Raw genomic sequence first — 20,091 nt, forward strand, 5'->3', positions numbered from 1 at the left:
GCCAGTCTCCTCACGCACAACGCCCGGAACAGCACAGTGTCGGCTCCGGGCGCGTGGGGGATGAACTGCCGCAATAAGCACCCGGCGCTTGAGAAAACGGCGGGCCCAAACCACTTAACGAACGGAGTAAGGTTTCACCACGCCGCCCAGTCCCGAAATACCCTGCAGTGCGCCTACGGCAGCCTGCATCTTCGCTTTCGATGCGTCCGGCCCAACGTAGATACGGGTGATCTGCCCCTGCACCGGCGTGGCCGGAACAGTAAAGGCGCGATAGCCCGACAGGCGCAGCTGCGCAACAATCTCATTCACTTTTGCGGCATTCTTCAGCGCGCCGAGCTGTACGACCCAGGCCTGGCCTGTCGGCGCGGTCTCGGTAGCTGCGGGCCGGGTCTCCGCCGGGGTTTCCACTTTCGCCGCTGGGGTCTCTACCGGTTTCGGTTTCTCCACCGGCTTCGGCTTCTCGACCGGTTTCTCCACGGGCTTCGGCTGCGGCTTCGGTTTTTCTACTACTTTCGGTGGCTGTTGCACCGGTTTCACCGGCGGCGGGGTCACCACCGTAGGCTCATTGCGCGACTGCGGCGCAGTGGATCCACTGTCGGCCTGGGAAGCGTTTTCCGCAGAACTGCTGCCCGCGCTGATCGCGGCCCCTGCCCCTTCCGGCGGCTGTGCCGGCAACGACTGCGTCACCGGTGGCACCAGATCGGTTTCCTGCTGATCTTCCGGTTTCGGCACCAGCGGAATGGCAGCGAACTCCTCTTTATAGTGCTTCTTCTTACCATCGAGCAAGCCGGGCAGCACAATCACGCCCAGCGCCACAATGATGATGGTTCCGACTAAACGGTTTTGAAACTTACTGGCCACTGCCGTTCTCCGTTTCCATCGTTTCCATAACCTGCGCCACGGTGTGGAAGGACCCACACACCAGCACAATATCCTGTTCTGACGCCTGTTGCCGCGCCTGGTGCCACGCGAGCTCAACCGAGTCAAACGCCTGTGCGCCATGAAGATGCGCCATCAGCTGCGCCGCCGTCGCGCCGCGCGGGCCGTCCAGCGGTGCGCAGTACCAATAGTCCACCTGCGGACTGAGGCAGGCCAGCGTACCGGCAATATCCTTATCGTGCAGCATGCCCACCACGGCGTGCACCTTACCGCTGCGCGGCACTTCCGCCAGGCGACCGGCCAGGTAGGCTGCCGCATGGGGATTGTGTGCCACATCGAGGATCACGCGCGGTGATTCAGCCACTGTCTGGAAGCGCCCGGGCAGCATCGCCTGATGCAGCGAGCGGCGGATCACCGCCTCCTCGACCTTCAGCGGTGAGGCGCGCAGAGCAGCCAGCGCCGTCGCCGCATTGGGTAACGGCACCTGCGGCAGTGGGAGGCGGTCAATGCTGCCATGAGCATCACGGAAAGACCAGCTCTCAGCGGTGATGCTACAGGACCAGTCGCGGTCACGCTGTAGCAGCCGTGCGCCCTTCTCCGCCGCAACCTCTGCAATCGTCTGCGGCATATCCGGCTCACCGACGACGGCAGGCTTATCCGCCCGGAAGATCCCGGCTTTCTCCCGGCCAATGCTGTCGCGATCCGGCCCGAGCCAGTCGGTATGATCCAGCGCGATGCTGGTCACCACCGCGACATCGGCATCGACGATGTTGGTGGCATCCAGACGCCCCCCCAGGCCCACTTCGAGGATCACCACGTCAAGTGCCGCCTGCCTGAACAGCCACAGCGCCGACAGCGTACCGTATTCGAAATAGGTCAGCGAAGTCTCCCCGCGCCCGGCTTCGATGGCAGCAAACGAGGCCGTGTGCGCGGACTCCGCCAGTTCCTCACCCTGAATGCGCACCCGTTCGGTATAGCGCACCAGATGCGGCGAACTGTAAACGCCCACGCGATAGCCCGCCGCCATCAGCACGGTTTCAAGGGTTCGGCAGGTTGTGCCTTTACCATTAGTTCCGGCTACGGTGAACACCACAGGGGCGGGTTTCAGCAGGTCGAGAGAAGTGGCAACGTGCCGGATACGATCCAGCCCGAGTTCGATAGCCTGAGCGTGTAAATGCTCAAGATAATAAAGCCACGTGGCAAGAGGCGACGTGGCTTGAGGAAGATTATCCATGTGTCCCGTTCACAGCGTTACGGTTCATTGGTAAAAGGGGCGCGGAGCCCCTTTCTCATCATCGGTCAGGCCTCGTGGCTCTGGGGCGCGGCATCATCGGCTACGTCTTCTTTGACGTCATCTTCCTGCGGGGCAGGCAGATTCATCATTTTCGCCAGCACGCTGGCCAGCTTGAAGCGCATCACCGGGCGGCGCACGATCATATCGATGGCCCCTTTTTCGATCAGGAACTCACTGCGCTGGAAGCCCGGCGGCAATTTCTCGCGGACGGTCTGCTCAATGACGCGCGGACCGGCAAAACCGATCAGCGCTTTGGGTTCAGCAATGTTCAGATCGCCCAGCATGGCAAAGCTGGCGGACACGCCGCCCATGGTTGGGTCAGTCAGCACGGAGATATACGGCAGGCCGCGGGCCTGCATCTTTGCCAGAGCCGCACTGGTTTTTGCCATCTGCATCAGCGACATCAGCGCTTCCTGCATACGGGCACCGCCAGAAGCGGAGAAACAGATCATCGGACAGTTATCTTCCAGCGCCTGCTCTACCGCACGTACAAAGCGTGCGCCCACCACGGAACCCATCGAGCCGCCCATAAAGGAGAACTCAAACGCGGCCGCCACGACCGGCATCCCGTGCAGGGTCCCTTTCATCACGATCAGCGCGTCGGTTTCGTTAGTCTCTTTCTGAGCCGCGACCAGACGATCTTTGTATTTTTTAGAATCCCGGAACTTGAGCACATCTTTGGGTTCCAGTTCGCTGCCCAGCTCAACCATTGAGCCTTCGTCAAGCACACTGTGCAGACGATCGCGACCATGCATACGCATATGGTGGTCGCACTTCGGACAGACTTCCAGATTACGTTCCAGCTCGGCGCGGTAGAGAACCTGCCCGCAGCTATCACATTTCGTCCACACCCCTTCAGGAATACTTGCTTTGCGCGAGGGGGTGATGGTGCTCTTATTGAGAATTCGTTCAATCCAGCTCATTGATGACCTTTCTGTTTGAACCTGGCACCCCTGCTGGGGGACGCCAGTTTTTCTTTTCTACGCTGCCGCCTGATGCAGTAGCGCAAACCATAATTTATCGCTCATTAAACCATAACCGCCCGTCACTGTGGATAAAAATCTGGTCGGAGGGGGCTGGCCTGAGCGTTTTTTCATTCCTGTTTCTGCTGGCGTGCCGCCCGGCGATGTCGCACCACTTCAATTACCCCTGGCATCACAGAGAGCAGGATAATCGCGACAATCAACAGCTTAAGGTTTTCCTGTACCACCGGAAAATTCCCAAACAGATAACCGGCATAGGTAAACAACAGCACCCACAGAACACCGCCCGTGACGTTGTAAAAGGCAAAATGACGATAGGACATCTTACCCATTCCCGCCACAAACGGCGCGAACGTACGCACAATCGGCACGAAACGCGCCAGAATAATCGTTTTGCCGCCATGACGCGCGTAAAACGCATGGGTTTTATCCAGATAGCTGCGGCGGAAAATTTTCGAGTCAGGGTTGCTGAACAGCTTATCGCCAAACAGCCGCCCGATCGTGTAGTTCACCGCATCGCCAAGGATGGCCGCCACCACCATCAGAGCCACCATGGTGTGTACATTCAGGTCGTTCCCCGGCAGTGCTGCCAGCGCCCCCGCCACAAACAGCAGAGAATCGCCCGGCAGGAAGGGGGTCACCACCAGGCCAGTTTCGCAGAACAGGATCAAAAACAGAATGGCATAGACCCAGATACCATACTGGGCCACCAGTTCCGCGAGATGGACGTCGATATGTAAAATGAAGTCGACAACAAAACGAATCAATTCCATACGGGCTTCCTTTGATACTCCAGGCCAGGGTTAATCCCCGAGGAACAGCGGTCCCATCGGTGGACGAGGTAACTCATAACGAGCAGGATAGTCGACGGCCACCAGATACAGACCTTCTGCACGCCCGGTTGCCGCCGCCAGCTTGCGGTCTTTTGCCGCCAGCAGCTCTGCGATCCAGCCTTCTGGCTGATTCCCGCAGCCCACTTCCATCAGACTGCCCACGATATTGCGCACCATATGATGCACAAATGCATTCGCTTTAATGTCCACCACCACGTACGCGCCGTGGCGGGTGACATTGACATGCATCACGTTGCGCATCGGCGTCCGCGACTGACACTGCACGGCGCGAAACGAGGTAAAATCGTTCTCGCCCAGCAGACACTGCGCGGCGCGCTGCATCTTATCCACGTCCAGCGGATGATAAAAATGGGTGACGCCACCGGCCAGGATCGCCGGACGCAGCCGCTGGTTATAAATCACATAACGGTAGCGGCGGGCGGTAGCGCTGAAGCGGGCGTGGAAATCATCCGGCACCGCTTTCACCCAGCGCACGGCGATGTCGCCGGGCAGGTTGGTATTGACACCCATCGTCCAGGCGGCGTCCTTACGCTGCGAAGTGGTTTCAAAATGCACCACCTGCCCCGTACCGTGAACGCCGGCATCAGTCCGCCCGGCACAGAGCACTTCTACCGGATGGTTAGCCACTTTCGTCAGCGCCTTTTCCAGTTTTTCCTGCACGCTGCGGACTTCCTGCTGCCGCTGCCAGCCGTAATAACGGCTCCCGTCATATTCAATGCCCAGCGCCAGTTTCATGGTCGGCTGTGGCACGGCGATGTCGGACATCAGTAAAAATACTCCTGCACCAGCTTCTCAGCGGTTTTGACCGCCATCAGTGCCCCGCCAAACCGCACGTTGTCGGCCACTGACCAGAACTGTAACAGCTCAGGAATGCCGTAATCGTTGCGCACGCTGCCGATGCTGAGATGCGAACTGCCGGAGGCATCCCCCACCTGCGTCGGGAAGTCATCTTCTGCCGTCAGGTTGATATCATCCACCTGACCCAGCGCATCACGCGCTTCTTCAGCAGAGAGCGGGCGCAGGTTTTCAATGTAAACAATCTGCGCATTGCCGTAGAACACCGGGGCCTGAATGGTGCTGACCGCAATCGGCAACCCTTCGTCCTGCAGCACTTTGCGGACCTGCTCTACCAGCAGGCGCTCCTGCGCCACGCTGCCCTCTTTATCCGCCAGCAGCGGCAGGACGTTGAAGGCCAGCTGACGGCCAAAGTAGCCCTCTTCGGCGGGCAGGCCGTTCAGCAGCCGGGCACTCTCACCCGCCAGGGAGTCCACCGCCGCTTTACCGTGCGAAGAGGCCGCCAGCAGGTTGGTGACCTGCAAACGCCCCAGGCCCGCCTGGTCGATCAGCGGTTTAATAGCGCACAGCAGCTGGCTGGTCAGGGCATCGGCCACGCTGATAATGTTGCGGTTACGGTAATCTGCCAGTACCTGCGGGTTCACCTCCGGTACCACCAGCGGCACATCCGGTTCCAGCGCAAACAGATCGCTGCTGTCTATCACCAGGCAACCTGAGTTCGCGGCCTCATCGGCATAGCGCGCCGAGGCTTCGCGGCCCGCGACAAAGAACGCCAGTTGAACCTGTGACCAGTCGAATTCGCTGGCATCGGTCACGCGAACCGACTTACCTTCATAGCGCAGGACTTCGCCCGCGCTGCGCTCACTTGACAGCGCATACAGCTCACCAACCGGGAACTGGCGTTCCGCCAGCAATTCCAGTAAAGCTCCCCCTACTGCGCCTGTCGCACCTAAGATTGCGATATTCCAGCCGTCAGACATGTTGGTTTACTCCAGACAATGACACAAAAATAGAAGGCGGTCGCATAACCGCCTGAAAATTAGGAAAATACTTAAAGGCCGGTGGCGTTAAAGCCCAGCCTGTTCAGCAACGCGACGGTGTCGGCGTTATCACATTCAACCCGCAGCGAAGACCATTCGCGCCGCTCCTGATAATGCTTGCGCAGCCGGTCAAATTCACCCGGGATTGCCGCCACATGCCGCAGCGGCGCATCATCGCGGCGCACATCATACACCAGATGCACCAGACGTTTCAGCGTTGCCTGATCCAGTTCACCGCGCAGCGTGATACGGCCGAATTCCGGGGCGGGCAGCAGCGTCTCCAGCGCCACCTGCTGTGGCTGACCAATAAACTGTGTCCAGGCCTCAAACACCTGCGTGGTGCCGCGTGCTTTTCCTTCCAGGGTGTACCCGGCGATATGGGCGGTGGCGATATCAACCTTTTTCAGCAGCGGCAGCGACAGGTCCGGCTCCGGCTCCCAGACGTCCAGCACCACGCTGAGATCGTCACGCTGGCCCAGTACCGTCAGCAGTGCGGCATTATCTACTACCGGGCCACGGCAGGCGTTGATCAGAATGGAACCCGGCTTCAGCGCCCGCAGCAGCTTCTCATCGGCCATATGCCAGGTCTGGTAAGGGCCCTGCTTAAACAGCGGGGTGTGGAAGGTGAGAATATCCGCTTCCGCGACCAGCTCTGCCAGCGGCAGGAACGTCCCCGCGTCACCGCGATCGGCACGCGGCGGATCGCACAGCAGCGTGCGGATCCCCAGTGCCTCAAGCCGCGCCTGCAGGCGGCTACCGACGTTGCCCACACCGACGATGCCCACCGTACGGTCGGTTAACAGGAAACCGTCTCGTTCAGCCAGCAGCAGCAGTGAGGAGAAAACATACTCGACAACGGCAATGGCATTGCAGCCGGGGGCCGCCGAAAAGGCGATACCCTGCTGGTTCAGCCAGGCCTCGTCAATATGATCCGTCCCTGCCGTGGCGGTGCCGACAAATTTCACCGGCTTGCCGTTAAGCAACTCCGCATTCACTTTAGTGACCGATCGCACCATCAGCCCGTCGGCATCGTCCAGGGCCGCCTGGGGGATCGGACGCCCCGGCACGGCCACCACGTCGCCGGTACGGCTGAACAGTTCACGGGCGTAGGGCATATTTTCATCAACGAGGATTTTCACAGTCGGTTTCCAGTTGGTTCGGTGAGGGGGTATATTCTGCCACAAAGCGACGAACAGGGGCATCCTCAGCGCACGGAAGGAACCGGGGTGAAAGCAATCCCGACCTGCAGACCGCCGAGGGTGGGACTCTGTGACAGCCGCGCCTGGCTACCGTGCCAGCGGGCGATATCTTTTACCAGGGCCAGCCCCAGTCCGGTTCCCGCCACCTGGCTGCCGTGTTCCAGCCGGTAAAAGGGTTGCAGCACCTGCTGGCGCTCCGACTCCGCGATCCCCGGCCCGCTGTCCTCAATATGCAGCACGCCCTGAATAACGCTGGCGGTGATCATGCCGCCTTCCGGGGTATATTTGATGGCATTATCCAGCAGGTTAGCGCAGAGCTCCGTCAGTAACAGCACATCCCCGCGCACCTGGCAGTGCTCGTCCCCTTCGTAGCCAAGATCAATCTGCCTGCTGCGCGCCTGCGGATAGCGCAGCAGGCAGGCTTCGCGCACCAGCTCCGCCAGGTCGAGAGTGGCCATCGGCTGATTCTGCTGCATGGCTTTAATGCGCGACAGCTGCAGTAACCGGTCGGTGAGCATAATCGTGTCGTCCAGGGTGTGGCGCATCCCCTGCAAACTCTCCTGCCAGACGGCGGGGTTCTGGCTGTTCAGCGCGACGCTGACCTGGGTTTTCAGGATCGTCAGCGGCGTTCTTAACTGATGTGAGGCGTCGGCGCTGAAACGCTGCTGTCGCGCCACCATCGCCCTCAGTCGCTCAATATAACGGTTGACTGCCACCATCAGTGGCTGGATTTCCGACCAGGGCAGCACCGCCGGGAGGGGGGTCAGATCGCCCGGGTCACGGAGCAGCATGACCCCGGACAGGCGACGCAGCGGGCGCAGAACCTTGTGCAGCACCCAGCTCGCCAGCAGCAGAGTGATGAGCACCAGCGCCCCCTGACTCAAAATGGCGTTATACAGCAGCCCACTGGCAAAGTCCCGGCGCGAGGTCAGCGTTTCCGCCACCAGCACCTGCGCCATTCCCTGCACATTCTCTTCATTCACCGGCTGCCACAGGGCAGCGACCCGGATAGGCAGCCCGTTGTAGTCGGCATAGTAAAAATGGACCAGTGCCGGATAATTACGCGACAGTGGGGTATTTTTTGGCAAGGGCGGCAGATCGTCATAGCCGGAGAGGGTTTTGCCCTCAGGTGAGATCACCTGATAGTACAGCTGGTCGTTCATATTGCGCTCAAAACTGTCGAGCACCACCCAGGGCACGTCCACTTCCAGATGCCCCTGATGCACGCGGATGCGCTCGGCCACGGTGCGGGCCGATGCCAGCAGCGAACGGTCGTAAGCCTGATTGGCCGCCTGTAAGGCGCTGGCGTAATGAGTATAAACCGACAGCGCCCAGAGGGTCAGCAGAGGCAGACCCAGCCAGAGCAGCAGATGTGCGCGCAGGGAAGCCAGTTTCATACATGATGCTCAAGGCTGTATCCCAGCCCGCGCAGCGTCACAATCGAGACATTACTGCCCGACAGCTTTTTCCGCACGCGGTGAACGTAAAGCTCAATACTCTCCAGGCTGGCCTCATCCGCCAGGGTAAAGGTCTGCTCGTAAAGCTGCTGCCGCGATACCGGCCTGCCGCGTCGCTGCATCAGCGTGATCAGCACGCTGCTTTCACGCGGCGTCAGCGCCAGCGGCCGGTGTTGCAGTTCAAAATACCCTTCATTGTGAAACACCAGTTCCCCGAAGGTCTGTGCCTCCCGGACCTGCCCCTGGCTACGGCGCAACAGCGCGCGGATGCGCGCCTCCAGCTCCTCCAGTTCAAACGGCTTACTCAGATAATCGTCTGCCCCCTGATTCAGGCCGCGTACCCGATCCGTCAGCTCATTGCGCGCCGTCAGCAGCAGGACGGGCATGGTCTGCCCGCGCTTGCGCAGGCGGCCCAGCAGCTCCAGGCCGTTCAGCCGTGGCAGCGAAATATCTAACAGCACCAGTTCATAGTGCTCGGTTTGCAGCAGATGATCGGCGGCGACGCCATCCGCCATCCAGTCCACAGCAAAGCCCGCCTGGGTCAGAGCCTTCTGCAGCCAGCAGGCCAGTTCCGCCGTATCTTCCACCAGTAAGAGACGCATATCACACCCTGTTATCTTTTTCCGTTGGCTGAAAGGTAAATGAAAGGTTACTAAGTTAACAATTTAACAACCCCATTTTTTGGGAGGGCTCACAAACTGAATGATAAGAAGGGAGCAGTGATGAAAATAATGATCCGCACCACTTTAGCCAGCGCCCTGCTGATGCTGACCACCCCGACCGTCTTTGCCGCTGAGGCCCCTTCCCGCACTGAGTGCATCGCTCCGGCGAAGCCTGGCGGCGGTTTCGATCTGACCTGTAAGCTGTTGCAGGTTACGCTGCAGGGCACCCAGCAGATTAAAACGCCAATGCGCGTCACCTACATGCCCGGCGGCGTTGGAGCCGTGGCCTATAACGCCATTGTGGCGCAGCGGCCAGCCGAACCCGGCACGGTCGTGGCCTTCTCCGGTGGTTCGCTGCTGAATCTGTCCCAGGGGAAATTTGGCCGTTATTCCGTCGACGACGTGAAGTGGCTGGCGGCGGTAGGCACGGACTACGGCATGGTGGCGGTACGCAGTGATTCACCGTACAAAAATCTCGGGGACCTGCTGAAAGCCATGAAGGACGATCCGAACAAAGTGGTAATCGGCGCGGGGGCGTCTATCGGCAGCCAGGACTGGATGAAAACCGCCCTGCTGGCCCGCGATGCTGGTATTGACCCACGTAAGATGCGCTATGTCGCCTTTGAAGGCGGCGGCGAGCCAGTCACCGCACTGTTAGGCAACCATATCCAGGTGGTCTCCGGCGATATCAGTGAAATGGTGCCCCACTTACAGGCGGGTAAGCTGCGCGTGCTGGCGGTGATGGCCGATAAACGCCTGCCGGGCGTGCTGGCCGACGTGCCCACCGCCAAAGAGCAGGGAGTGAATGTGGTCTGGCCAATCATTCGCGGCTTCTACCTCGGGCCGAAAGTGACCGATGCCGAATACCAGTGGTGGGAGGATGCCTTCAGAAAAATGTCCCAGACCGACGAATTTAAACATCAGCGCGATTTGCGCGGCCTGTTTGAATTCAATCTGTTCGGTAAAGAGCTGGACAGTTACGTGAAGCAGCAGGTGGCTGACTATCGCGAGAAGGCCAAATCCTTCGGCCTGGCGAAATAAGGGAGGCGACCATGAGCGATCGTATTTTTGCCAGCGTCTGGCTGCTGCTGTGTATCGGCGGCCTGGTGATCGCCTGGGGCATCCAGAGCGAATACAGCTACGAGCCCGTGGGGCCGCGTCCTTTCCCGATGATTATTCTCGGGCTGATGGCGCTATGCGCTTTCTGTCTTCTCCTGCGTAAACCCGACGCGATCCACTGGCCTGCCCGGGGCACCCTGAAGCGCCTGCTGCTGCTGATGGTCAGCCTCGGACTGTATGGGGCGCTGTTTGAAAGCCTCGGATTCCCGCTGTCAACGACGTTACTGACCTTCGCCATCGGGCTGCTGTTCGGTGCCACCTGGTGGGCAGCCGCGTTATCGGGCGTGGTGATGGGCATCACGCTGTTCTACGCCTTCGATCGCCTGCTTGAAGTGACCTTACCGCTCGGCACCTGGTTGAGCTAACGGAGAATAAAATGGATACCTGGTCCTTTCTGATGCAGGGATTTGCCGTCGCCATGACGCCGGAAAACCTGCTGATCGCCTTAATCGGCTGCTTTATCGGTACCATCGTCGGCCTGCTGCCCGGGCTGGGCCCGATCAACGGCGTGGCCATTCTGATGCCGCTGGCCTTTGCGCTGCACCTGCCGGCAGAGTCCGCCCTGATCCTGCTGGCTACGGTCTACATCGGTTGCGAGTACGGCGGCCGCATCTCCTCGATCCTGCTCAACGTGCCGGGGGATGCCGGAGCCATCATGACGGCGCTGGATGGGTATCCGATGGCGCAGCAGGGACGGGCCGGCGTGGCGCTGTCCATCTCCGCGGTCAGCTCTTTTATCGGTTCAACCATTGCCATTGTCGGGATCATTCTGTTCGCGCCGATCCTCGCCAACTGGTCGCTGGCCTTTGGTCCGGCGGAGTACTTTGCGCTGATGGTGTTCGCCATAGCCTGCCTTGGCAGCATGATGAGCCAGAACCCTTTGAAATCCTTCCTCTCTGCGCTGATTGGCCTGAGCATGGCCACGGTGGGGGTAGATGCCAACACCGGGGTTTACCGCTTCACCTTTGACAGCGTACATCTCTCCGACGGCATTCAATTCGTGGTGGTGGTCATTGGCCTGTTCTCGGTCAGTGAGATCCTGCTGATGCTGGAATCCACCAGCGGCGGGCAGAAAGTGGTGCGCGCCAGCGGCCGGATGCTGTTCAATATGAAAGAGGCCGCACAGTGTACAGGGGCCACCCTGCGCTCCTCGCTGATCGGCTTCTTTGTGGGCGTACTGCCGGGTGCCGGTGCGACCATTGCCAGCGCCATCGCCTATATGAGTGAGAAAAAAATCGCCGGTGGTGAGACCTTCGGCAAAGGGGATATTCGCGGAGTGGCCGCGCCAGAGGCCGCCAACAATGCTTCGGCCTGCGGCTCCTTTATTCCGATGCTGACGCTGGGTATTCCGGGGTCCGGTACCACGGCGGTCATGGTCGGTGCGCTGACGCTGTATAACATCACTCCCGGACCGGCCATGTTTACCGAACAGCCGGATATCGTCTGGGGGCTGATTGCCGCACTGCTGATCGGCAACGTGATGCTGCTGATCATGAACATCCCGATGATCAATATCTTTGCCCGCATGCTGACCATCCCGCTGTGGTTCCTGGTCCCGGCCATTGCCGCGATCTCGGCGGTGGGCGTCTATGCCGTCCACAGCACCACCTTCGATCTGCTGCTGATGGTGGGACTGGGGATATTCGGCTATATCCTGCGCAAAATGGATTTCCCCATGTCGCCGCTGATCCTGGGATTTGTGCTCGGGGGGATGCTGGAGCAGAACCTCCGTCGGGCGCTGTCCATCAGTAATGGCAATCTGCCGATCCTCTGGGAAAGCCTGATCTGTAAGCTGCTGCTGGTACTGGCCGTCGGCGTTCTGGTTGTGCCCCCCGTCTGGAAACGCTGGCGACGTCAGCGTCTGCAGGCGCGTAGCGATCTGTTATAACCGGGTGAATAACCGCACAGGGCGGCCCTTCAGGGCCGCCCTTTTTTATGCTCATCCCGCGCTGCGGTGACGGTAGCGCTCCGGCGTGGTGCCCGACTGCTGCTGAAACATCACAATCAGCGCTGAAGCCGAACTGTAGCCCAGATCCAGCGCCACGTCCTGCACGCTTTTTCCCTGTTCCAGCAGGGAAATGGCATGCAGAAACCGCAGGCGCTGCCGCCACTCGCTAAACGACATCCCCAGCTGCGACTGACAGCGCCGGGACAGCGTACGCTCGGTGGTGTAGACGCGTTTTGCCCACTGCGCCAGCGTGGTGTTATCCCCCGGGTTCTGTTCCAGCGCCAGCAGCACCGGCGACAGCATCTTATCCGGCGTGGAGGGCAGATAACTTTGCTGACTTTCCGCCGTCCGTAGCTGGTCGAGCAGCACCTCGCACAAACGCTGGTCCTGCTCTGTCTGCGGCACCAGCAGCTGCTGCCGGGCACACTCTTCAATAATCGCATGAACCACCGGGCTGACGCGCAGCAGACAGGCGCGGTCAGGTAATCCGGCACAGGCTTCTGCCGCAATATTCAGCGTGCGAAAGTGTGCCTGCTTATGGTTGTAGCTGGCGTGCTGCTGGCCCGGCGGCACCCAGATAGGCAGATTCGGCGGGGTCAGCAGACGCTCCCCTTCCACCTGCATCTCCAGCACATTGCATTTGACAAAGATCACCTGCCCCCAGCGATGCCGGTGAGGAAGGTACTCCGTGCGGGCATTGGCCTGCTCGTAGCGGAAGAAAAGCCTGAGCTGTTCTGCATCCGCCGGGGCGCTATAGGTGAGTTGCTGGATCATCTTGTCCGGTTCCATGGTACTTTTGTCTTATTATCGTTATCTGTATTAAATGTGACAAGCTTACACTACTCCGCTAACGGATTAATAAAGAGAAAAGTGATGAGTTTTATGTTTCCCCTGCTGGCGGTGCTGATCTGGTCGGTTAACGCCATTGTCAGCAAAATGTCGGCTGCCGCGATCGATCCGGCGGCGATCTCCTTTTACCGCTGGCTGCTGGCGCTGCTGGTGCTGACCCCCTTTGCCCTGCCCGGCGTCTGGCGTCACCGCCAGCAGATCGCCCGGTCATGGTGGAAACTGCTGGTGCTGGGCCTGCTCGGCATGGTGCTGTACCAGAGCCTGGCCTACTATGCGGCGCACAGCGTCAGCGCCCTGTTTATGGGCATTCTGAACGCGCTGATCCCGTTGCTGACCGTGCTGTTAAGTGTGGTGGTGATGCGGCTGGCCCCGACGGTCGGCATCCTGCTGGGCAGCCTGCTCTCGTTCTGCGGCCTGGTCTGGCTGGTCAGTGCCGGGCATCCGGCGCAGCTGCTGTCCCACGGCCTCGGTAAAGGGGAGATGATGATGTTTGCCGCTTCGGCTTCTTATGCCCTGTACGGCGTACTGACTAAGCGCTGGGCCATTCCGCTACCCAACTGGCAGAGCCTGTGGGTGCAGATCTTCTTCGGGGTGCTGTTGCTGACACCTAACTTTTTGATGGCACCGGACGTGTCACTGAATGCGCAGAATATTCCATTAGTCCTGTTTGCTGCCATCCCGGCGTCGGTGATCGCCCCCTTCCTGTGGATCCAGGGCGTCATGAGGATGGGGGCCAGCACCGCCAGTATCTTTATGAACCTGGTGCCCATTTTCACCGCGATTATTGCTGTCACCTTTCTGCATGAATCGCTGCACAGCTACCACTTTATTGGCGGAGGGATCACGCTGGCAGGGGTGATCCTCGCCCAGCGACTGCGTATTCCCCTCTCGCGGCAATAAATATCGCATAAAGGGCCGCGATTGCGCCGTCGGCTCTACCTATCACCGGGCGGGGTTGTTATCATAGCGAATAACTATTCTGCTCCGGCGCCCCCCGGACGTTGACTTTGACTGAAGGACTTCGCCATGCAACCTATAAGCGGCCCCGGTGCGCCGTTACCCGGCGATCGCCCGACGATCGATGCCCCTCCCGGCAGTGTACGCCCGGGTAGCCCTGCGGGGACCGCAGCAGCCGGCGAACAGCCGCTAACGCCTGCCCAGCGCACCACGCTGGAACGCCTGATCGTCAAAATTATGTCGCTCAGTTCGCTGAAATCGCCCGAACTGTGGGCAGGTCTGCGCCATGAAGTGGGGGTAAAAAACGACGCCGGGCTGCAGGCGCGTCATTTTCCGCCTGCGGAACAGTTTCTGAATACCCGCCTGTCACAGGTGCAGAACACGCACGCCACGCGCCAGCTGCTGCAACAGCTGACCGACCTGCTGCCGACCGGCAATAACCGCCAGGCGGTGAGTGATTTTATTCGTCAGCAGTTTGGCCACACTGTACTCAGCTCCCTGAATCCTGACCAGATGCGTCAGGTACTGACGATGCTGCAGAATGGTCAGATGGCCATCCCCCAGCCGCAGCAGAACCGCGTCACCGACCGCTCCCTGCTGCCTGCGGAACATCAGACGCTGAACCAGCAAATTTCACGCCTGGCGGCAGCCACCGGAGAACAACCGGTCAAACTGTGGGCCTCGCTGCTGAAAGTGGTCAACCTGCACGGCGGCGACCCGATCCCCTCGCGCTTTTTCCCGCTGATGAACCAGTATTTACAGACCAGCCAGACCCTGAGCCAGCACGCCGCACCGACGCTCCATCTGCTGACAACCACGCTGAAACAGCCGCCGGATGCGGGAGAACAGCGAATGCTGGAAGACTACAGCCAGCAGCGTTTTAACGCCACGCCGCAGACCCTGCTGACTCCCACCCAGACTCAGGACCTGCTTAACCAGCTGTTCAGCCGCCGCGCCGAACGCCAGCAGGAGCAACCGCTGGCCGACAGCGAACTGAATCCGCGCCCGGTCACCGTCCCGCTGTGGGGGGCGCTGCCGCCCGTTCTGCAGCCGCTGGCCAACCGTCCGGTATTTACCGCCTTTGCCGTGCTGCTCCTGCTGGTGCTGTTCCTCTGGATGCTGTTTTAATTCTGACGTTATTGCCGGCGCAGAGGCTATCCTCTGCGCCGGCCTGTTTTACGCCGTTGCTTCGCTAACCTTGTTTTCGCCAAATTTGTCGCGCATGTGCTGTTCGATCTCCTCCAGACTTTTCCCCCGCGTTTCTGGCAGCATAAAGGCCACGAAGGCCAGCGAGCCGATATTAATAATGGCGAAAATAAAGAAGACCTTACTGCCGGCAAAAGCCATCAGCGGTGGGAAGCCGAAGGCCACCACTGCATTGAAGATCCACTGCATGGACACCGCAGTGCCGGTGAGTGCGCCGCGAAGCTGCATGGGGAACAATTCTGACATCAGCAGCCAGTACACCGGCGAGATACACATCTGCATAAAGAACAGAAACAGCAGGATCAGCCCCAGCGCCAGATAGCTCTGGGTTAATCCGACCGGGACCAGCGTCATCACCAGCCCCAGCAACACCTGAGCAGCAATCACAAAAAACAGCCCGGTCATCAGCATTTTCCGGCGCGGGAAGCGGCTGACGGCCCAGATCCCGACACAGGTTGCCAGCACCGAGACCACGCCATTGCCGACGGTCGCGGCAATGGCGGCACTGGTGCCGAGGCCGGTGGATTTAAGAATGATCGGCGTGTAATACATAAACCCATTAACGCCGGTAAACTGGATCACAAAACCCAGCCCCGTGCCGGTTAACAGCAGACGTAATACCCATTTCTCCCGGATCAGGGTGCGTACATCCGGCCCACGCTCTGCTTTACGTGCCTGCTTTTTCATTTCATTCATTTCCTTACGCACCTCACGCGGCGTTTCGCGCAGGTATTTCAGGATGTTCTTCGCTTCCTTCAGCCGCCCTTCTGCCACCAGCCAGTGAGGCGAGGCAGGAACAAAAAAGGTGCCAATAAACAGCAGCAGACCAGGGATCATGGCAATCGCCAGCATATAGCGCCACAGATGTTCATCGTGAAGCAGGTAGCTGAGTAAGGTACTGGCTACATAGGCCACCAGCTGCCCGGTGACGATCATCAACTCATTGCGGCTGACCAGCGGTGCCCTTAATTTAGGCCCGGCGATTTCAGCAATAAAAACCGGAACGGTGGCCGAACCGCCGCCGACGGCAATCCCCAGCAGGAAACGCATGGCCACCATCACAGGGACGGAAGGGGCGAGGGCCGTGCCAAGTGAACCCAGAACAAACAGCACGGCCAGGCTGCGCAAGGTAAGCCGACGGCCAAATTTGTCCGAAAAAAAGCCGCTAAGGAAAGACCCCAGTGCAGCGCCGAAGACCAGCGATGACGCTACCAGCCCTTCGGTAAAGGAAGTTAACCCCAGCCCGCCCTGTGCGGCAGGCGCAGACATATAGGGCAACGCCCCCGAAATAATGCCGGTGTCGTAGCCAAAGGCCAGCGCGCCCATCGTGGCCACCAGCACCACAAAGAAAATGCGTTGTCTGACGGTAACGGCACGCTCAGACTCATCACCCGATGAGTCAGCAGATGTTGTGTTCATATAATCCCTGAATAAAAAGAAAGGCCTGTGACGCTCACACGGCTTGTGAAATCGCTTACACGGTGAGTCGGGCTAAAAGTGTAGACTCCGTCACAGTTTTCGCCAATTTATCAGGAAACTAACAGCCGCAGTCGTGCAGGCCCGGCTCTTCCGGCCAGTGACCGGGTTCATTGCCTTCGGTGACCGGATGGCTGTCGCGACGCCAGAAATCCAGCCCGCCAATCAGTTCCTTCACTTTCAGTCCCGCAGACGCCAGCTTCCAGGCACCTTTGGTCGAGCCATTACAACCAATGCCATCGCAGTAAGTGATATAAACTGTCTCGCGATCCCACCCGGCCAGCGTGTCGGCATTCATCAGCCGATGGGGAAAGCTTAAGGCACCGCAGATATGCCCGGCATGATACTGCTGCTCAGAGCGGGTATCGATCACCACAATTCCGGCGATCCCCCGGGAGAGATCCTGAGCGACATCCCAGGCATCGGCATAGTGCGCCAGCTTATCGTGCAGCCATGACGCACTCTGCTGGGGAGACGGCGGGGGAAATTGTAAAACGGCGGAAAGCTGACTCATGGAAAACTCCTCGGGATCATTAAGGTTGCCATCATAAAGTGAATGGGTCTTAATCATAAGACCCATTTCCTTGAGATGATAAGACCACGATGACCGCCACTTCTGTCCCCTTCCCTGCCCTGTTTTCCCGGCAGAGGGCCGCCACGCTTCGAGAAAAAGTGTGCACCATGCTGCGTCAGGCCATTGCCAGCGCCGTGCTGCCCGCTGGCGCGCGCCTGCCCTCGTCACGCGTACTGGCCAGCGATCTCGCCCTGTCCCGTGTCACGATTGAAGCCGCCTATAGCCAGCTGGAGAGCGAGGGATATCTGTCGCGACATAGCGGACGGGGCACGTTTGTCGCCATCGCGCCTTCCCCGGTTGTGCGTGGGCCGCAGCCTCCTTCTCCGGCGCTCTCCCTGTCGCTGCGCGGAAAGCAGATCGTCAGTAGTGGTGGCTGCGAAGATCCCCTTTACCCCCGGGCTTTTGCCTCAGGTTCACCCGATTTACGTGCTTTCCCCCAAATGCTATGGCGCCGTCTGACGCAGCACCGTCTGCGGTCGGGCGAAGCACTGATGCGTTATGGCGATCCACTGGGGTTGCCCGACCTGCGCCAGGCGGTGGCTCACTATCTGGGTCAGTCACGCGGCGTGCGCTGTAACGCTGACCAGGTGGTGATCCTGACCAGCTCGCAGCAGGCGCTACAGATGATTGCCCTGCTGCTGTGCGATGCGGGCGATCGGATATGGATGGAAGATCCGGGCTACCGGGGGGCATGGCATGCTTTTTCCAGCGCAGGCGCGCAGGTGACCGGCATTCCCACCGATGATGAGGGCGCGGTTATCATTGAAGCCCCTTTGCCTCGCCTGGTTTATCTGACCCCGGCACATCAGTACCCCACCGGCGTGACGATGAGCATGCAGCGGCGTCAGGCATGGCTGGCGTGGGCACATCAGCATCAGCGCTGGCTGGTGGAGGACGACTACGACAGCGAGTTTCATTACGATGGACGTCCGCTGCCCGCTCTTCAGGGGCTGGAAGAGAGGGCTCGGGTTCTCTATATGGGTACGTTTTCCAAAGTACTGTTTCCGTCGCTGCGGCTGGCGTATCTGGTAGTGCCCGACGCACTGATTGATCCGCTGCGCCGACTGCGCAGCGTGATGGACGGCCACAGCGCCCAGCTGATGCAGGCGGTGACGGCTGACTTTATCCAGCACGGACACTTTGCCGCCCACCTGCGGCTGATGTGCCAACTGTACGCCAGCCGCCGTCATCTGCTGATTGATCAACTCAATAATAAGCTGGCGGATCGCCTGGTCCTGTTCCCGCATCAGGGCGGGCTACAACTGACGGTCGGTCTGAAAACAGGGGGAGAAAAACGGCTGACGCAGGAGGCCGCGCAAAACGGGCTGCTGCTGCCGCGACTGTCGCCGCTGTATCAGCAGCAGCCCGCGCAGGAAGGCTGGCTACTGGGGTTTTCGGCTCTACAGCCTGCCGAAATCGTGCAGGCAGCAGGTAAACTCAGCCGTCTGCGCTACTGACCGTCGTGCGCGAGAAACTGAAAGTGACCGCTATACCCGCCAGCGCACAGACCGTACCGGCAGCAAATACCGCCCCGTAACCCAGCGTCGTGGCCAGTACGCCCGTTAGCGGCCCGCTGACGCCGTAGGCGATATCCTGAAATGCCGAAAATCCGCCCAGCGCGGTACCGCGCACCTGCGGAGCCACACGCCTCAGCACCTCCACGCCCAGCGCCGGGAAGACCAGTGAACAGCCGCAGCCGGTCAGTGCCGCGCCCGCCAGCGCCATACCGCCACTGGTCGCCCCTGCCAGTAGCAGCAGGCCGCAGGCCTCAACCGCCAGAGAGATCAGGGCAACGCGAATACCTCCGAGACGGTCCGGCAGCCCGCCAAACAGCACGCGGACCAGCACAAAGGCCAGCCCAAAGGCGGTGAGGGCAAAGCCGGCATTGCCCCACTGCTGGTCAGCAAAATAGAGCGACGTGAAGGTACCGATCACCGCGAAACCGACGCCCTGTAAGGCCAGCGCCAGACCCGGCCGGGTAATCAGGCCCACCACCTTCCACAGCGAAGGGCGCTGCCCGCCATGGACGGGCACACCGCGAATACCGGCATTGAACAGCAGCGCCACTAACGGCAGCAGCAGCGTGGCCACACCCAGCGCCTCAAAGCCCCACAGGCTGTGCAGCCACAGCCCCAGCGGAGCACCGGCGGCCAGCGCACCATAAATGGCCATGCCGTTCCACGACATTACCTGTCCCCCGCGCTTAGGCCCCACCAGGCCCATTCCCCAGGTCAGGTTTCCGGTCAGCAACTGGCTTTCACCAAAGCCCAGCAGCAGACGGCCAGCCACCAGCAGGCCAAATTTCCCCATCACCGGCAACGGCAGCAGCGCCGCCAGAAGATAGGCAACGCCCACCAGCGCCAGCGCCAGCATCCCCTGCAGGGTCGACCGCTTCGCCCCGCGCTGATCGGCCAGCCGCCCGGCATAGCCACGCGTCAGCAGTGTGGCAAAGAACTGTACACCCACCGCCAGCCCCACCATCACATTACTCAACCCCAGCTCATGGTGGACGTACAGCGGGATCACCGGCAGGGCAAGGCCCGCCGTGAGGTAAGTAAGAAAGACAGCAAAGGCAATACGCGCCAGTGCGCGCGTCCCCTGCTTCGGGCTGATATCTGAAAGGGTGGGCATGGTAAACGTCTCCTGGTGACCCCTGCGGCACAGCCTGTGCCGCCGATCCGGTCTGGATGAAATATTATTTGCAAGGGAATACACGGCGGCTAAACCGGGATAAAAAGGGGTGACATCAGCAATATTACAGAATGCCCTTCGTGAGTCAGCCCGCCGTCGTTTATTATC

At 60.1% G+C, this 20,091-nt stretch carries 19 protein-coding genes; 6 read left to right on the forward strand and 13 right to left on the reverse strand.

Annotation, left to right across the window (positions count from 1 at the left end; genetic code table 11):
* Positions 1-114: 114 nt before the first annotated feature.
* From dedD to tctD, 9 genes are all read right to left on the reverse strand, one after another.
* Positions 115-861 (reverse strand): cell division protein DedD, encoded by a 747-nt coding sequence (dedD, locus tag ACZ3HG_RS07195; protein WP_191933017.1) that lies wholly within the window; start codon positions 859-861, stop codon positions 115-117.
* Entirely contained in the window at positions 851-2,113 is a 1,263-nt protein-coding gene (folC, locus tag ACZ3HG_RS07200; RefSeq protein WP_191936644.1) for a bifunctional tetrahydrofolate synthase/dihydrofolate synthase, read from the reverse strand. The genes dedD and folC overlap by 11 nt, the downstream gene beginning before the upstream one ends.
* 65 nt (positions 2,114-2,178) lie before the next feature.
* Positions 2,179-3,096 carry an acetyl-CoA carboxylase, carboxyltransferase subunit beta gene (accD, locus tag ACZ3HG_RS07205; protein ID WP_191933019.1) on the reverse strand — a complete coding sequence of 306 codons (918 nt, stop codon included), beginning with the start codon at positions 3,094-3,096 and terminating at the stop codon, positions 2,179-2,181.
* A 170-nt stretch (positions 3,097-3,266) separates the two neighbouring features.
* On the reverse strand, positions 3,267-3,929 hold the full coding sequence (locus tag ACZ3HG_RS07210) for a DedA family protein (RefSeq protein ID WP_191933020.1): 663 nt from the start codon (positions 3,927-3,929) through the stop codon (positions 3,267-3,269).
* 30 nt (positions 3,930-3,959) lie between these two features.
* Positions 3,960-4,775 (reverse strand): tRNA pseudouridine(38-40) synthase TruA, encoded by an 816-nt coding sequence (gene truA / locus ACZ3HG_RS07215; protein ID WP_191933021.1) that lies wholly within the window; start codon positions 4,773-4,775, stop codon positions 3,960-3,962.
* Positions 4,775-5,785, reverse strand: a complete 1,011-nt coding sequence (locus ACZ3HG_RS07220; RefSeq protein ID WP_062742981.1) for an aspartate-semialdehyde dehydrogenase — start codon at positions 5,783-5,785, stop codon at positions 4,775-4,777. Before ACZ3HG_RS07220 ends, truA begins: the two co-directional genes overlap by 1 nt.
* Positions 5,786-5,856: 71 nt before the next feature.
* Positions 5,857-6,984: a 4-phosphoerythronate dehydrogenase PdxB gene (gene pdxB / locus ACZ3HG_RS07225; RefSeq protein WP_465332476.1), complete on the reverse strand. Its 1,128-nt coding sequence runs from the start codon at positions 6,982-6,984 to the stop codon at positions 5,857-5,859.
* A 65-nt stretch (positions 6,985-7,049) separates the two neighbouring features.
* The gene (locus ACZ3HG_RS07230; protein ID WP_191933023.1) at positions 7,050-8,441 is read right to left on the reverse strand and encodes a sensor histidine kinase; all 1,392 of its coding nucleotides are present in this window, start codon (positions 8,439-8,441) and stop codon (positions 7,050-7,052) included.
* Entirely contained in the window at positions 8,438-9,103 is a 666-nt protein-coding gene (gene tctD, locus ACZ3HG_RS07235; RefSeq protein ID WP_191933024.1) for a transcriptional regulator TctD, read from the reverse strand. Before tctD ends, ACZ3HG_RS07230 begins: the two co-directional genes overlap by 4 nt.
* Before the next feature lie 120 nt (positions 9,104-9,223).
* Here tctD and ACZ3HG_RS07240 point away from each other — a divergent pair, with 120 nt between their 5' ends.
* Genes ACZ3HG_RS07240 through ACZ3HG_RS07250 form a run of 3 tightly spaced genes read left to right on the forward strand, consistent with a single transcriptional unit; the run spans position 9,224 to position 12,170 of the window.
* A complete protein-coding gene (locus ACZ3HG_RS07240; protein ID WP_191933025.1) occupies positions 9,224-10,204 on the forward strand; it encodes a Bug family tripartite tricarboxylate transporter substrate binding protein in 981 nt (326 codons plus the stop codon).
* A gap of 11 nt (positions 10,205-10,215) precedes the next feature.
* A complete protein-coding gene (locus ACZ3HG_RS07245; RefSeq protein WP_191933026.1) occupies positions 10,216-10,647 on the forward strand; it encodes a tripartite tricarboxylate transporter TctB family protein in 432 nt (143 codons plus the stop codon).
* Between the two features lie 11 nt (positions 10,648-10,658).
* Positions 10,659-12,170: a tripartite tricarboxylate transporter permease gene (locus ACZ3HG_RS07250; protein ID WP_465332479.1), complete on the forward strand. Its 1,512-nt coding sequence runs from the start codon at positions 10,659-10,661 to the stop codon at positions 12,168-12,170.
* A gap of 51 nt (positions 12,171-12,221) precedes the next feature.
* Here ACZ3HG_RS07250 and ACZ3HG_RS07255 read toward each other — a convergent pair whose 3' ends face one another.
* Entirely contained in the window at positions 12,222-13,004 is a 783-nt protein-coding gene (locus tag ACZ3HG_RS07255) for an AraC family transcriptional regulator (protein WP_465332481.1), read from the reverse strand.
* 99 nt (positions 13,005-13,103) lie between these two features.
* On the opposite strand from ACZ3HG_RS07255, the gene ACZ3HG_RS07260 reads away from it, so the two are divergent.
* Positions 13,104-13,979 carry a DMT family transporter gene (locus ACZ3HG_RS07260; RefSeq protein WP_191933028.1) on the forward strand — a complete coding sequence of 292 codons (876 nt, stop codon included), beginning with the start codon at positions 13,104-13,106 and terminating at the stop codon, positions 13,977-13,979.
* A gap of 126 nt (positions 13,980-14,105) precedes the next feature.
* Complete coding sequence (gene flk / locus ACZ3HG_RS07265; protein ID WP_191933029.1) at positions 14,106-15,164, forward strand: flagella biosynthesis regulator Flk; 1,059 nt, start codon at positions 14,106-14,108, stop codon at positions 15,162-15,164.
* Positions 15,165-15,212: 48 nt separating this feature from the next.
* Here flk and ACZ3HG_RS07270 read toward each other — a convergent pair whose 3' ends face one another.
* Positions 15,213-16,661: a sugar porter family MFS transporter gene (locus tag ACZ3HG_RS07270; RefSeq protein ID WP_465332484.1), complete on the reverse strand. Its 1,449-nt coding sequence runs from the start codon at positions 16,659-16,661 to the stop codon at positions 15,213-15,215.
* Positions 16,662-16,779: 118 nt separating this feature from the next.
* On the reverse strand, positions 16,780-17,232 hold the full coding sequence (locus tag ACZ3HG_RS07275; protein ID WP_062743106.1) for a rhodanese-like domain-containing protein: 453 nt from the start codon (positions 17,230-17,232) through the stop codon (positions 16,780-16,782).
* Positions 17,233-17,321: 89 nt separating this feature from the next.
* Between ACZ3HG_RS07275 and pdxR the strand changes: the two genes are divergently transcribed.
* Positions 17,322-18,749 carry a MocR-like pyridoxine biosynthesis transcription factor PdxR gene (gene pdxR, locus ACZ3HG_RS07280; RefSeq protein ID WP_137269905.1) on the forward strand — a complete coding sequence of 476 codons (1,428 nt, stop codon included), beginning with the start codon at positions 17,322-17,324 and terminating at the stop codon, positions 18,747-18,749.
* Here the strand turns inward: pdxR and ACZ3HG_RS07285 are convergent.
* Complete coding sequence (locus ACZ3HG_RS07285) at positions 18,730-19,923, reverse strand: MFS transporter (protein WP_191933030.1); 1,194 nt, start codon at positions 19,921-19,923, stop codon at positions 18,730-18,732. The genes pdxR and ACZ3HG_RS07285 overlap by 20 nt on opposite strands.
* Between the last annotated feature and the right edge of the window lie 168 nt (positions 19,924-20,091).

The organism is Erwinia sp. PME.40.26/001 (assembly GCF_055556675.1).